The following is a 14160-nucleotide window of genomic DNA, read 5'->3' on the forward strand; positions in this document are numbered from 1 at the left end:
GATGGTCCGAAGGATCAGACCTCAGGCGCGCAATTGCGAACCGGGGAATCCGGAGATCACGGGTTCGATGCTGCGCATCGCCCCGGAATGACGAGATAAGCTGATGCGTCTTCCCTTCTTCTACGGCTGGCTGATCGTTGTGGTGACGTTCGTCACCATGGCGATCGGCGTCAATGCGCGCACGGCGTTCTCGCTGTTCTTTCCGCCGATCATCGGCGAGTTCGGATGGGAACGCGGCGTCACCGCCGGCGCATTCTCCTTCGGCTTCGTGGTTTCGGGTGCCGTCAGTCCGCTGATCGGGCGCATGATGGATCGCTTCGGTCCACGCGCCGTGATGGAGCTCGGCGTCGCGCTGATGGGCGGCGGGCTGTTGCTCGCACCGCTGACGACGCAGCCCTGGCATCTCTATCTCACCATCGGCGTGATGGTCGGTGCGGGGAGCGTGTGCCTCGGCTACTCCGGCCAATCGCTGTTCCTGCCGAACTGGTTCATTCGCCGCCGCGGGCTCGCCATGGGGCTCGCCTTTGCCGGCGTCGGCATCGGCTCGGTGACCCTGCTGCCATGGGTGCAGCACATGATCGAGCAGGCCGGCTGGCGCACTGCCTGCACCGCGATGGGCATCCTGGTGCTCGCCGTGCTCGCGCCGATCAACCTGTTGCTGCGCATGCGCCCCGAGGATATTGGCTTGCTGCCGGATGGCGATGCGGCGCCGTCGGCGACATCGGCCGCACCTCGCTCGAACGTCGTCGATCCCGTGTGGGCCAATACCGACTGGACGCTGCGCCGCGCGCTGCGCACCGCGCGATTCTGGTGGATTTCGCTTGGTTACTTCTGTGGCCTGTATGTCTGGTACGCGGTGCAGGTGCACCAGACCAAATTCCTGCTCGACATCGGTTTCAGCGCGAATGTCGCGGTGTGGGCGCTCGGTGTCGTCAGCCTGCTCGGCATTCCCGGCCAGATCTGGCTCGGGCATCTTTCCGACCGGATCGGGCGCGAATGGATCTGGGCCATCAGCTGCGCCGGCTTTGCGATCTGCTTTGCGGCGCTGATCGCTCTGAAGTTCGCGCCGGTGTTGCTGCTGGTCTATCTCATGATCTTCACCCAGGGCGCGCTCGGCTACGGCCTGACGTCGGTCATGGGCGCGGTGGTGCTGGAAATCTTCCAGGGCCGGCAATACGGCAGTATCTTCGGCACCATCATGCTGGCGGCGCTGGCCGGCGGTGCAGCAGGCCCGTGGGCGACCGGACTACTGTACGATCTATCGGGCAGCTACACCTCTGCCTTTACGATCGGCATCGCCGTCAGCATCCTTTCGGCGGTTGCGATCTGGCAGGCCTCGCCGCGCAAGGTGAGGGCGGTCGCGGGACAGATGCACAAGGCGCATATCAGAAGCGACGCGGGCTAGGGTGTTTACTCACAAAGCGGGAGATGTCTGCTTTTGAGGCTAAAGCAGACATGCGCTGGTCATCCCGGTATTTCTCCTTTTGACCCATAGCGGACATCGATGCTGAAGCGGCAGATTTGCGCCACGGTTAGTCGAGCTTCAGCCCGAGCGCTTTGACGATCGGTGCCCAGAGAGCAACATCCGCAGCGAGGGACCGCCGGAATTTTTCGGGGTTTGAATCGAGAGTGGGTTCGATACCTGCGTCGATCAACAGCTGCTGGTAGGCCGGTTCGGCGATCGCGGTGCGCGTTGCCTGCGCAACTTGTTCAATGATCCCAAGTGGGGTTCCGGCCGGTGCGAGCAGTCCGATTGAGCCTCTAACGGTCATGCCGGGGAAGCCAAGTTCGGCCGCCGTCGGAAGTTCAGGCGCCGCGACGAGGCGCGTGGGACTCGTCACAGCAAGAACGCGCATCTTACCGGACCGATGGAGTTCGATCACCTGCCCGGTTACGCCTGGCGTACCCATCGGAATTTGTCCGCCGACCAGGTCTGTGATCACCGGGCCAGTGCCCCGATACGGCACCTGCACGATCTCAGGCGTTCCCGTGAGGGATTTGAATAGCTCACCGGTCAGGTGCTGGATCGAGCCGACACCGGAGTGCCCGTAGGACAGCTTGCCGGGATTGGCTTTCGCATATGCGATGAGTTCGTTCAGGGTCTGAACCGGCACCGCGTGATGCACGGCGATGCAGAGAACGTTGGCGGCCACGCCCGCAATCGGATCTAGATCTTTGACCGGGTCATAGAGTGGCCGGCTCTTGAGCAGGGCCTCGTTGACGTGCGTCTGCGTCCCGCCGAGCAGGATCGTGTAGCCGTCAGGCCGGGCGCGTGCGACGGCGGCAGCGCCTATCGAGCTGCCGCCGCCACCCATGTTTTCAACCACCACCGTAGCGAGCAGGGGCTTCACCTTATCCGCCCACGGGCGACCGACAGCGTCGAATGCACCACCCGGTGGAAAAGGGATAACGAGCCGGATCGGCCGCGACGGATAAGCTTGCGCCCTCGCGATGCGCGAGATGCCCGGAAACACGGCAGTGCCCGCGATCAGGTACAAAAATTGTCTACGGGGAAGTTTCATCTGGCGCTCTCAGATGCGAGCGACTGCCATTTCGCCTGAGCTTACATCAGTTGCCCTATTGTGAGAAGCCGAGGTGATGGTGGGATAAGGCCCAATACGTTGCACAAGACTATTTCTGTGACAGCGACATAGTCTGTTTGCGAAGGAGCACAATTTCCGCTTCTGGCACCTTTGAGACATGCCCGCCTATCCTGAGAATGTCCGTTCACCGGGGTAGACCGGAAGTCGCTGTGGTCCGGCCAAACCGACGCGAATGACCCGAAGCGGACGTTCAAGGGTGTAGTGTCCACTGTCTCTGTCCACTCCAATTGCGCGTAGCGCTAGTGCGGCCTCTTGTGGAGGTACGTCTCGACAGACGGGCTTACATTTTCCTATCCGGCGGCTTATTCTTTTTCGCGATAGCGGGTTGAAAAGGGTAACCGGGGGAATGTCCCTTGCGCTATTTCTTCGAGCACTACGCGTTCGACACCGACCGGCGCGAACTGCGGCGCGGACCTGACGTGGTGCCTACAACGCCTCAGGTTTTCGACCTGCTCGATTACTTGATTCGCAATAGGGAGCGCGTCGTCAGCAAGGACGACCTCGTGAACGCCATCTGGAAAGGACGTGTCGTCTCGGACTCGGCGCTGACGACCCGTCTAAACGCTGCCCGAAGCGCGATCGGCGATACAGGCGAAGGGCAGCGCCTTATCAAGACATTGCCACGAAGGGGTTTTCGCTTTGTCGGGACAGTTCGCGAAGTTAGCCAGCCTTGGGTGGCGGCAATCTTAGGCCACCATATGGAGTCGACGGAGCCTGCACTCCCGCTTTCCGACAAGCCCTCGATCGCTGTGTTGCCGTTCCAGAATATGAGCGGCGATCCCGATCAGGAGTATTTTGCGGATGGCATGGTGGACGAAATCACTACCGCGTTGTCGCGCTTCAGATCTCTATTCGTTATCGCGCGCAATTCCAGTTTTATTTACAAGGGCAAAGCAGTCGATAGCAAGCAGGTCGGACGCGAACTCGGCGTCCGCTACGTGCTTGAGGGGAGTGTGCGCAAGGCGGCCGGAAGAGTCCGCATCATCGGCCAATTGATTGATGCCGCGACAGGGGCGCACCTTTGGGCTGATCGATTTGAAGGTGACTTGAGCGATATCTTCACTCTACAGGACCGGATGACCGAGAGCGTTGTCTCTGCCATTGAGCCAAAAGTGTTTCAGACAGAGATCGATTTGGCCGCGCGTCGGCCGAACAGTCTCAGCGCCTACGACCTTTGCCTACGAGCAATACCGCACCTCTATTCATTTACCCGAGGCGGGTCGGCTGAGGCCCTTCGGCTCGTTTCTCGCGCATTGGAGATCGACCCTCGGTATGGCTTTGCTGCAACCGTCGCGGGCAGCTGCCACATCCAAAACGTAACTCAGGGATGGGCGGCTGATCCGAAGTCGGAACTTGCGGAAGGATTACGGCTTCTCCAGCTAGTACTCAGCATCGACGGAAATGACCACTTAGCCTTGAGCATGCTAGCCTACGCAGCGGCGTGGTCCGGTGATTTCGACACGGCAAGGGAGATGGTGGATCGTGCGATCGCCTCTAATCCGAATGCAGCCTTCGCATGGAGCACGCGAGGTTGGACCTACCAAAGAGCGGGGAACCCCGAAGAGGCGATCCGGAGCTTTGAGCGCGGCGTTCTGCTAAGCCCGTTTGACCCACTGCTATTCGTAACGTTTACAGAAATGGGGGTTGCATTCATCGGTCTTGGCCGTTTCGATGAGGCGGTTGTCGCGGCCAAGAAGGCTCTCAGCCAGAACCCGAGTTTTGTGCCGTCCTATTGCTGCCTCACGACGGCCTTGGCTCATCTGGGACGCGAAGCCGAAGCGAGGGACGCGGCGGTCCATCTGCTCGAACTCAAACCCGATTTTCGCATTTCTGAATGGGTAGCCCGGAGCGGCCTACGACCCCACCAAATGTTTGTCGACGGTCTCCGCAAAGCTGGGATTCCAGAGTGACGCGCCGTGCCGTCTCGCGGTAGCGGCAATGATGGGGTAAGCGGCGACCGCCACTTCTGCTGTTGGCACAAAGCAGACATACTGAAGGCCCGCCCGGATGTCCGCTTCCAAGGGCAATAAGGACAAGTCTATGGGCATTCCGGACTTATGAGTACACGCCCAATCTCGTAGCGCTCTCAACCACGACTCATCGCGGCTGCGCGTCAATGTCGAACGTTTTTCGCAACACTTCGGCGCCGTCCCTGATCACGCGGTACGTCGCGCTGTAGCGGCCGGCGGGCCATGCTGCTTCTCTGCGCTTCTTTCCGGCGATGACCAGGAACTGCGCCTTATCCCGATCGAGCGCGGGAAGGTCGTTGGCGGAGATGGAAGCGCCGCCCGGGCCTTGCACCACGAGAGACTGCTGGTCACCGGCCTGCAGGCCGATGGTCCTGACATAGGCAACGAGCGCTTCCGAACCAGATGTGACCGAATGCTTGCCGATTTCTCCGGACTCGATCAGCTCCATGGTCGCCGCGATACCTGCAAAACCGTAATCGATGATTTCGCGGGGCCGATATTGCATCTGCTCGCCAAGGGAAGCGGCCCAGAGCGACCGGCCGCCGCTGCAGGCGTTTTCTGGTGCACCGTACGCAAAGGGATCCACGATCTTTCCGCGATGCCGCACTGTGAAATGAAGATGAAAGAATTCGGTATCGCCGGATAGTCCCACCAGGCCGATCGGCTGCCCGGTCGTCATTTGATCGCCGACTTTGACCCGAACGCTGCCCTTGGCCATGTGGCAGTATTGCGTGCGCCAGCCGCCCTCATGCTCGATGAGCACGCCGTTGCCGCATTCCTTTCCGGCGATGGCGGCCTTGCCCACGGTTTTCACCGAGATGTCTTCCATGTCGTTTCGCCCCCCGATCACGCGTCCGGGCGCCGCGGCGAGCACCTCTACGCCCTGTCTTTGTATTTCCAGATTCCGAATCCTGATGTCGGTGCCGTCGTGCCCGTCATAGCTGCGTCCGCCGCAGCGATAGTCGCGGGCCTTGTCGGAAGGATCGTGATCGACATAGTTCTGAAAGAAGCAGACGCCCGGTTGGCACCTGATGGGCAGCGCGAGCGAGATGACTTCCTCGGCTTCCGCGTCGATCGCACCGGCAAGACCCAGCAAAATCAAGATCGGGTATTTCAGGCGCGACCATCCGGGTGCAGCGAATCGATGCACAGGTGAGCACGCAGAATGTGTCGAATATCCGGTGTCGGCGTTCGCAGGCATCCGCTCACGCTAGCGATTTGTGATGACTTTCGCGAGGCGGATGGTCTCAGGCCGATGAAATTCCCATCGCCTTCTGCAGGTCGGCGATGGCGCGAAAAAAGCTGTCGGGCGGCGTGGTCTCGGGATCGATCAGGCGGTGCAGACGGAAGCCGTCCTCCAGCGCCAGCACCAGCGCGCCGGCCCATGTCGGATTGCGAATTGTCGTCTCGCCGCTGTTCCTGGCCGTGGTCTCGATGATGTCGGTGACCAGTTTTCGCCGGGCGCGCAGCCGCTTGGCGAGTTCAGGCCGGCGCTTTTCGGCGCGCGCCACGAACAGGATCATTTCCATATGCAGCAAAGGAGAGCGGCCGAGTGGATCCTTCTGGTTGCGGTGCACGGTCTTCAGCGCATCGATGAAATCCGCGAGGTTCTTGTGCCTGTCGAGCAGATCGCGGATGCGCACCATGGATTGCTCGACGTGGTCCTCGAGCATGGCGATGATCAGTTCGTCCTTGCTCTTGAAGTTCGAATAGAACGCCCCGCGCGTGAAGCCCGCCGCCGCGGCGACCGCCTCGATGCTGGCGCCGCCTATACCCTGTTCCTCGAACACGCGCGCCGCCGCCTCGAACAGCTTTTCGCGGGTATCGTCCCGTGTGGGTCTGGTTCGCACTCTTGACATCTGCCCAGTTTAGTTGAGAATGCAACTCAATACAACAATGTATCGAATTTCGAGCGATCCGGCCCCGAGGGAGAACGCGCTGTGCGCCGCGCAGCCAGCAACCAGTTGAGGTCACCATGAACGAGCATGTTCAGACTGCCAACAGCGCGCCGCTGTTCAATCCGCTGTCCCCGGAATTCATCCGCAATCCCTATCCCCATTACGAGCGGATGCGCACCACCGACCCGGTGCACCTGACGCCGCTCGGCATGTATGTCGCGAGCCGCCACGCCGAGGTCAGCCTGGTCATTCGCGACAAGCGTTTCGGCAAGGAGTATGTCGAACGCACGACCCGCCGTTATGGGCCTGGCATCATGGGGGAGCCGATCTTCCGCAGCATGAGCCACATGATGCTGCAGCAGGATCCGCCCGATCACACCCGCTTGCGCGGGCTGGTGGTCAAGGCATTCACCGCGCGCCGGATCGAGGACATGCGCCCGCGCATCCAGCAGACCGTCGACGAGACGCTTGACCGGATCATTCCGCAGGGAAAGATGGATCTGATCGAGGATTTCGCATTCCGTCTGCCGGTCACGATCATTTGCGACATGCTCGGAATCCCCGAGGGGCATCGTGAGCTGTTTTATACCAAGGCGCGCGTGAGTGGACGTATTCTCGAACCGGTGCCGCTGTCGCCGGAAGAGATCAAGGAGGGTAACGCCGGCACAGAGATGTCTGCGATGTATTTCCAGCAATTGTTCGAGTTGCGGCGGAAGAACCCCGGTAACGACCTGATCACGCAGCTGGTGCAGGCCGAGGAGGACGGCAGCAAGCTCTCCAACGAGGAACTGACCGCCAATATCATTCTGTTGTTCGGCGCGGGCCACGAGACGACCGTCAACCTGATCGGCAACGGTTTGCTGGCGCTGCATCGCAATCCCGACCAGCTCGCGCTGCTCAAGGCCAGGCCCGAGCTCATCACCAACGCCATCGAGGAATTCCTGCGCTACGACTCATCGGTGCAACTGACCGGCCGGGTGGCGCTGGAAGACATCGAAGACCTCGGCGGAAAGCGAATTCCCAAGGGCGAGAGTGTGCTGTGCCTGCTGGGCGCGGCCAACCACGATCCCGCGGTCTATCCCGACCACCCGGAACGCCTCGATATCACCAGGCCCAATGTCAGGCCGCTGTCCTTTGGCGGCGGCATCCACTTCTGCCTCGGCGCCCAGTTGGCGCGGATCGAGGCTGAAGTTGCGATTTCGACCCTGCTTCGGCGGATCCCGGACCTGCGGCTCGATGACGCTGTAAATCCGGAGTGGCGGCCGACCTTCGTGCTGCGCGGCCTGAAGCGCCTGCCGGCCAGCTGGTAACGACCTGATAACTCCTTGGCGCGGCGGTTTTGAGCCCCCGGCCGCGGTGCTCCGAGCCGGGCGTGACGCCCGTCAGTATGACGCTGTGACTTCGCCGTACTTCTCTCTATATTCCGGGCAGCTCCGGGGCCGGATTCGGCGTAGCGCGGCCTGCGCGCCGGGGCGGTTCAAGGGGAGATACCGTGCAGACGACGCTGCTCGGCCTGGCAATCGCCTTCATTATTGCACTGATTGCCGCACTCGTCGGGCCGTATTTCATTGACTGGAACCAGTTCCGGCCGCAATTCGAGGCCGAGGCGACGCGGATCATCGGCGCGCCGGTCCGCGTCGGCGGCAAGCTCGACGCGCGGCTGTTGCCGGCGCCCTCGCTGCAACTGCACTCGGTCGTGGTCGGCGGCGCCAACGATCTCGGCAAGGTTCGCGCCAGCAAGCTCGACGTGGAATTCAGCCTCGGCTCGCTGATGCGCGGCGAGGTTCGCGCGACGGAATTGACGATCAACGGCATGTCGGTCGATCTCGGGCTCGACGCGAAGGGGCGGATCGACTGGCCGGCGACGACCGGAACGGTCAATCTGGGCTCGCTGGCGATCGATCGGCTCAATCTCACCGGCCGCATCGCCCTGCACGACGCGGCCAGCCGCTCTACGCTCGAATTGAACGACATCGCCTTCAGTGGCGACGTGCGTTCGCTGGCCGGCTCGGTCCGCGGCGACGGCAACTTCATGCTGTCGGGCATTCGCTATCCGTTTCGCGTCTCGTCGGGGCAGGGCCCTGACGGCAACGGCACCCGCGTGCATCTCAATATCGACCCCGGCCAGCGCGCGCTCGCAATCGATCTGGACGGTGTCTTGAATTTCGATGCCCGCGCGCCGCGCTTCGAAGGTGCGATGACGCTCGTCGCTCCTCCCGGCCAGAAGGGTAAGGGCAACGATCCCCCGTGGCGTATCGGCGCGAAGGTCAAGGCCGAATATTCGGCGGCGCGGCTTGAACAGATCGAGGTGACCTACGGCGCCGAGGAGCGCGCGCTGAAATTGTCGGGCAGCGGCGATATTCGCTTCGGTGCGGCGCCTCTGTTGCGCGCGGCGCTGTCGGCGCGCCAGCTCGATGCCGACAGGTTCCTCTCCAAGGAGAATGCAACCGAGCCGGTTCGCGCGTTGCCGGCGCTGCAGGCGCTGGCATCAGCCATTCCGCATCTGCCGGTCCCCGCGCAGATCGAACTCGCTTCCGAGCAGGTCATGCTTGGCGGACGTCCGCTGCAGGACATCGCTGCCGAACTGCATGGCGACGACAAGTCCTGGAGCCTCCGAAGACTGGAGTTCCGCGCGCCCGGCGCGACCAGGGTTTCGCTCAGCGAGGCCGGTGCGACCAGCGCTGCGCCGGACCGGTTCAAGACCGCGCTCAGCGTCGAATCCTCCGATCCCGAGGCGCTGCTGACCTGGCTGCAGGGCCGCGGCGAGATCGCCTATCGCAGCCAAAAACCGCTTCGCCTGCGCGGCGACGTGACCGTCGGGCCCGACGGCTTTGCCATCGACGCCATGAAGGCCGACATCGATGCCGGCACGGTGGAGGGGCGGGTGGTGGTGTCGCACCGGCAGGCCGATCGCGGCTCCCGGGTCGATGCGGAACTGAAGGCGGAGCGCCTCGATCTCGATGCCGCCATGGCCGTTGCGCGGTCGTTGGCGGGACCGCAAGGCGAGTGGCCGGATGAGGCAAGGCTTTCGCTCGATGTCGGCCGCGCCACCTCCGGCGGGCAGGAGCTGAGTCCGCTGCTCGCCAGACTCGCCTACTCGCCAGCGAAGCTATCGCTCGAACGGTTGAAGATCGGCGAGTTTGACAACGTGATATTGGACGGTGCGGGCAATTTCGATCGCGTCAACGCCAATGGATGGTTCGTGCTCAATGCGAGTGCCGTCACGCTCGGTCGGTTGACCAGCCTGATCGTCCCGTTTTCACCGGCGCTGGCCGCGCGGCTCAACGCGATGGGGACCATCCCGGGCCCGGCGCGCCTGAAGCTGGCGCTCGACCTCACGGGGATTGCCGGGCAGTCCGATCGCGTCCAGGCACGCGCCGTCGCTGATCTCGAATCGACGGCACTCAAGGGCGCCATCACGATCACGGCCAAGCCGGCAATCGCGGCCATCCAGGGCATCGATCTCGCCGCGCTGCGAGCCAGCGACGTCGGGATCGAGTCGAAATTGTCGTCCAAGCAGGGCCGTGCCTTGCTGGCCTTGCTCGGCCTCGATCGCACCGTCACCGCGGGCGACGGCCCCGCGCAATTCGAAGCCACCGCGTCGGGCGCCTGGGGCGCGCCGTTGCGGCTCAAGGCAAGGATCTCGGGAACCGGACTCGACGCCGAAGCGGACGGCTCCGCCGAGCCGTGGGCGCAGGAGGCCAAGGCCAGTCTCTCCTTGAAAGTCCGCAGCGCCGATTTCGGGCCGCTGCTCGATCTCAGGCCGGCGGATACGCTGGCGCAGAACATCGGCCTGTCTTCGCGCGTGCAACTCACCGGCAACAGGCTGACCTTCGACGATCTCGACAGCACCTTCGGCGGTTCGCGCCTGCGCGGCAGCCTGGCGGTGACGCTCGGCGAGGAGAAGGAGATCGAGGGCGAAATCGGCGCCGATCAGCTCGCGCTGGCGCCAGCCTTTGCCCTGGCGCTCGGCGCCGCCGGACACGATGCCGCCGAGCCGCTCGGCACTGGCCTCGCGAAGGGCTGGCGCGGCAGGATCGCGTTTCAGGCGCTGCGCGGCCTGCTGCCGGGCGGAAGCGAATTGCAGCCGGTGAGCGGCGTGGTCAAGAGCGACGGCAACTCGCTGACCTTCGATGCCATCAAGGGCAAGATCGGCGGCGGCGATGTCACCGCCAGCTTGGATGCGAAGCCAGGCGCGAACGGCATTGTGTTGAACGCGAGCGTCCAGCTCTCCGACGTCGACGGCACGGCACTGCGTTATCGCAACCTTGCGATGCCCGCCGGCCGCGCGTCAATGCAGATGACGCTGTCGAGCCAGGGCCGCAGCGCCTCGGCGCTGGCAGGCGCGCTGTCCGGCAGCGGAACGCTGACGCTGGAGGCGGCGAGGATTTCGGGCCTCGATCCACGCGCCTTCGAAGTCGCGGTCCGCGCCAATGACAGCGGGCAGGCCAAGGACGACGTCCGATTGAAGCAGATCGTCGAAGCCACCTTGCCAGCCGGCGCGCTTGCGGTTCCTTCCGCGCAGATCCCATTCACCGTCAGGGACGGCCGGCTTCGCGTGGGGGCCACGACGCTGGACGGCAATGGCGTGCGGGCCACCGTCTCCGGCGGATACGATATCGCCGCCGACCAGGCCGATATTCGCGCCGCTCTTTCCTTGACGATGACGGCCGGTCGTCCGGAGATCCAACTGCTTGCGGTGGGCACGCCCGACGCGCTGAGCCGCAGCGTCGACGTTGCCCCTTTGTCTTCGTGGCTTGCGGTGCGGGCGATCGATCACGAAACCCGAAGGCTCGAAGCGATCGAGCGCGGCGAGCCGCCGCCGCCGATGCCGCCGCCGATCGTGCTGCCCGCGGATGGACAACCGCCGATTCCGGAGGCGGCGCTTCCGAGCACGCCGGTGACCCCAAAGGGTCGAGGTCCACGGCAGCCTCCTGCGAAGAAGGCGACGGCGCCGCGTCCGCCCGTCGTCAATGCGCCGCCGGCGCCCGTCGCCGGCCAGCCGCAGGTTGCGCCACTGCCGCCGCCGATCGACGTGAGACCCGCGCCGGGCTCCGCCGCCAAGCCGAAGCCGCCGCCGCCGCGTCCACCGCTGGCGCTGACGCCGCAGGTCGCCAATCCGCCACCGCGTTCGAACTAAAGCGTTTTCAAGCGAAGTGGGGACCGGTTCGCGTGAAGAAAACGTGTCAATCAAGATCTAGAGTCTTTCCGTTTCGATTACGTCGAAACGAAAAAACCTCTAGCCAAGCACAATCTCCCGCCCGATTCCGATCGCCCGCAAAAATGCCTCGTCGTGGCTGACGACGATCAGCGCGCCGTCGAATCCTTGCAGCGCATTTTCCAGCTCCTCGATCGAGGCGAGATCGAGATGGTTGGTCGGCTCGTCCAGCAGCAGCAGGAATGGCGGCTGCGGGCGTGCGAATACGCAAGCAAGGCCCGCGCGCAGCCGTTCGCCGCCGCTGAGCGTCGCCGCGATCTGCAGCGCCGCCCGGTTACGGAACGCAAACCGCGCCAGCGCGGCATGGGCCGAGTTGGCCGAGAGCTCCGGGTTCAATCGGCGCAAATTGTCGAGAATGCTTAAGCGGGGATCGAGCAGGCCGATATGCTGATCGAGCACGGCAATGCGGTCGGTGAGGCGGCCGATGTCGCCGCTGGCGGGTTTCATCTCGCCGGTGAGCAGGCGGAACAAGGTGGTCTTGCCAGAACCGTTGGCGCCGCGGATGGCGATCCGCTCCGGTCCGCGAATCTTGAATGACAGCGGTCCGAACAGATGCCGCTCTCCGAAGGTCATCACGACGTCCTTCAACGCAATGAGTTCGCGCCCGCCGGGAAGATCGGTGCGCGGCAGATCGATCGAAAGCGGCGTCAGGATCTCGACTTGCGCCCGGGCCATTTGCAGCGCCTCGGTGCGCTCGCCAAGCAGGCGGCCGGCGAGCTGGCTTTCGCGCGCGGCGCTGTTCTCGGCACGCTCCTTCTCGCGGTCCATGAACATCTTGTCCTCGATGCCCTTGGCGCGCCAGGCGCGGCCGGCCTTGTCGCGGCGCGCCTTTTTCTCCCGCGCCTTCTGCAGCGTGCGCGCGGTATTGCGCAGCGCGTCCGAGGCGCGGTCGAGATCATCGGCGGCGCGGGCGCGGGCGGCCTCGCGCGCTTCGGCAAAGGCCGACCACGCGCCGCCGAATATGCTGATGCCGACCGGCGTCAGTTCGACGATGCGGTTGACGCGTTCCAGCAGCGCGCGGTCATGACTGGCGACGAGGACGCCGCCCTGCCAGCGTTCGAGCAACTGCGCCACAGCCTGCCGGCCGTCAGCGTCGAGATTGTTGGTGGGCTCGTCCAGCAGCAGCAGATCCGGCGCCTCGATCAGGAGGCGCGCCAGCGCGAGGCGCGTTCGCTCGCCGCCGCTTAAGGAGACGAGCGGGCGATGCAATGGCAACGACGGCAGTCCGGCTTCGACCAGCGCCGCCTGTATTCGAGCTTCCAGCGTCCAATCCGCTTCCGCCACGTCATCAAGCGATCCTTCAAGTGACCCTTGGCCGCGTTCGAGCCGGCGCAGGCGGGCAAGGCCGCCGGCGACGCCGAGCGCCTCGTCGACCGCCAGTCGTTCGTCGGTCAGTTGCGCGAGCATGCCGATCGAGCCGATGCGTTGCAGCGATCCGCCTGCCGGTTCGATCTCGCCGGCGATCAGGCGAAGCAATGTGGATTTGCCGCAGCCGTTGCGGCCGACAAGGCCGGTACGCTCGCGCCCCAGCGCGAGCGTCAATCCATCGAACAGCGGGCGTCCGTCAGGCGTGGCGAGGGCGATGGAATCCAGAACGAGAAAGGCAGGCATGGAGAGCTTCCGAAAATGGACTGAGGTCGCGCGGCGCGGTCAGCTTTGCGATGTCCATTTCTCTCTCCAGGGTTTCTCTGTGACTTCGTGGGGTTCCGCCGCTTTTGCGGGGAACTGCAACGACCATCAATTAGATACGTATTGCCGTCATTCGTCCAGCCTGCAGCAACGCGCAAACGTTTCCGCGCGATCGAGCGGGAATACTTGCCGCGCGGCGGGGTCTGTACCTGCGGCTGGCCCATGGATTCGCTCTCGCAGGAAAACCGGAGGTTCGCATGTTGAAATCAGCAATCAAGCTCGCAACGCTGGCACTGTTTTCGGTGGCGCTGATCGCCTCGCCGCCATCCGTGCCGGCCTTTGCCGCGGGAGGCGGCGGCGATCCACCTTCGGCCAGCCCGCCGCCGCCGGACAGGCCCGCTCCCAGGTCGAGCTCCAAATCCAAGAAGAAGCCCACCAAACAATCGAGCGTCGACGATGCTGATTTTCGGCAGGGATACCGCGCCGCGCATGCGACGATCTACGAACGCAACGATTATGCTGCCGCCATCGGGCAGCTCAAGGCGCTCGGCCACGACGACAACGCCGGCGTCGCCAACCTGATCGGCTATTCCTATCGCAAGCTCGGCGACTACAGGCTGTCGCAGACCTGGTACGAGCGCGCGCTGAAGGCGGACCCGAACCACGTGCTGACTTGGCAGTATTACGGCCTGTGGCAGATCGAGCAGGGCAATCGCGACCAGGCGTCGTATCACCTCAGCCGTATCGCGGCGATCTGCGGGACGGGCTGTGAGGAGTATCGGTCGTTGGCCGCCGCGCTCGAAAAACCGCCCGGCACCGGACTCGTTTATTGAGCGTTGGAA

At 63.8% G+C, this 14160-nt stretch carries 10 protein-coding genes; 6 read left to right on the forward strand and 4 right to left on the reverse strand.

All coding sequences use genetic code 11. The annotated features are described in order from the left end of the window. Positions 1 to 103: 103 nt before the first annotated feature. Positions 104 to 1405, forward strand: a complete 1302-nt coding sequence (locus ACVWVY_RS17105) for an MFS transporter (RefSeq protein ID WP_456627470.1) — start codon at positions 104 to 106, stop codon at positions 1403 to 1405. A gap of 127 nt (positions 1406 to 1532) precedes the next feature. Here the strand turns inward: ACVWVY_RS17105 and ACVWVY_RS17110 are convergent, their stop codons facing one another. Next, complete coding sequence (locus ACVWVY_RS17110) at positions 1533 to 2522, reverse strand: Bug family tripartite tricarboxylate transporter substrate binding protein (RefSeq protein WP_456627471.1); 990 nt, start codon at positions 2520 to 2522, stop codon at positions 1533 to 1535. Between the two features lie 434 nt (positions 2523 to 2956). Here ACVWVY_RS17110 and ACVWVY_RS17115 point away from each other — a divergent pair, with 434 nt between their 5' ends. Continuing rightward, positions 2957 to 4513, forward strand: a complete 1557-nt coding sequence (locus ACVWVY_RS17115) for a winged helix-turn-helix domain-containing tetratricopeptide repeat protein (protein WP_456627472.1) — start codon at positions 2957 to 2959, stop codon at positions 4511 to 4513. Positions 4514 to 4700: 187 nt separating this feature from the next. On the opposite strand, the gene ACVWVY_RS17120 is transcribed toward ACVWVY_RS17115, so the two are convergent. Then, positions 4701 to 5624, reverse strand: a complete 924-nt coding sequence (locus ACVWVY_RS17120) for a M23 family metallopeptidase (protein ID WP_456632232.1) — start codon at positions 5622 to 5624, stop codon at positions 4701 to 4703. On the opposite strand from ACVWVY_RS17120, the gene ACVWVY_RS17125 reads away from it, so the two are divergent. Beyond that, positions 5559 to 5729, forward strand: a complete 171-nt coding sequence (locus ACVWVY_RS17125; protein ID WP_456632493.1) for a hypothetical protein — start codon at positions 5559 to 5561, stop codon at positions 5727 to 5729. The two genes, ACVWVY_RS17120 and ACVWVY_RS17125, sit on opposite strands and share 66 nt — an antisense overlap. Positions 5730 to 5820: 91 nt before the next feature. Here the strand turns inward: ACVWVY_RS17125 and ACVWVY_RS17130 are convergent, their stop codons facing one another. After that, positions 5821 to 6432, reverse strand: a complete 612-nt coding sequence (locus ACVWVY_RS17130) for a TetR/AcrR family transcriptional regulator (protein WP_456627473.1) — start codon at positions 6430 to 6432, stop codon at positions 5821 to 5823. 116 nt (positions 6433 to 6548) lie between these two features. Here ACVWVY_RS17130 and ACVWVY_RS17135 point away from each other — a divergent pair, with 116 nt between their 5' ends. Together ACVWVY_RS17135 and ACVWVY_RS17140 are read left to right on the forward strand one after the other, a co-directional pair. After that, positions 6549 to 7781 carry a cytochrome P450 gene (locus tag ACVWVY_RS17135; protein WP_456627474.1) on the forward strand — a complete coding sequence of 411 codons (1233 nt, stop codon included), beginning with the start codon at positions 6549 to 6551 and terminating at the stop codon, positions 7779 to 7781. 182 nt (positions 7782 to 7963) lie between these two features. Further along, positions 7964 to 11611, forward strand: a complete 3648-nt coding sequence (locus tag ACVWVY_RS17140) for an AsmA family protein (RefSeq protein ID WP_456627475.1) — start codon at positions 7964 to 7966, stop codon at positions 11609 to 11611. 99 nt (positions 11612 to 11710) lie between these two features. Here ACVWVY_RS17140 and ACVWVY_RS17145 read toward each other — a convergent pair whose 3' ends face one another. After that, a complete protein-coding gene (locus tag ACVWVY_RS17145; protein ID WP_456627476.1) occupies positions 11711 to 13300 on the reverse strand; it encodes an ABC-F family ATP-binding cassette domain-containing protein in 1590 nt (529 codons plus the stop codon). Between the two features lie 275 nt (positions 13301 to 13575). Between ACVWVY_RS17145 and ACVWVY_RS17150 the strand changes: the two genes are divergently transcribed. Then, the gene (locus tag ACVWVY_RS17150) at positions 13576 to 14151 is read left to right on the forward strand and encodes a tetratricopeptide repeat protein (protein WP_456627477.1); all 576 of its coding nucleotides are present in this window, start codon (positions 13576 to 13578) and stop codon (positions 14149 to 14151) included. Positions 14152 to 14160 lie beyond the last annotated feature (9 nt).

The organism is Bradyrhizobium sp. URHC0002 (assembly GCF_054059515.1).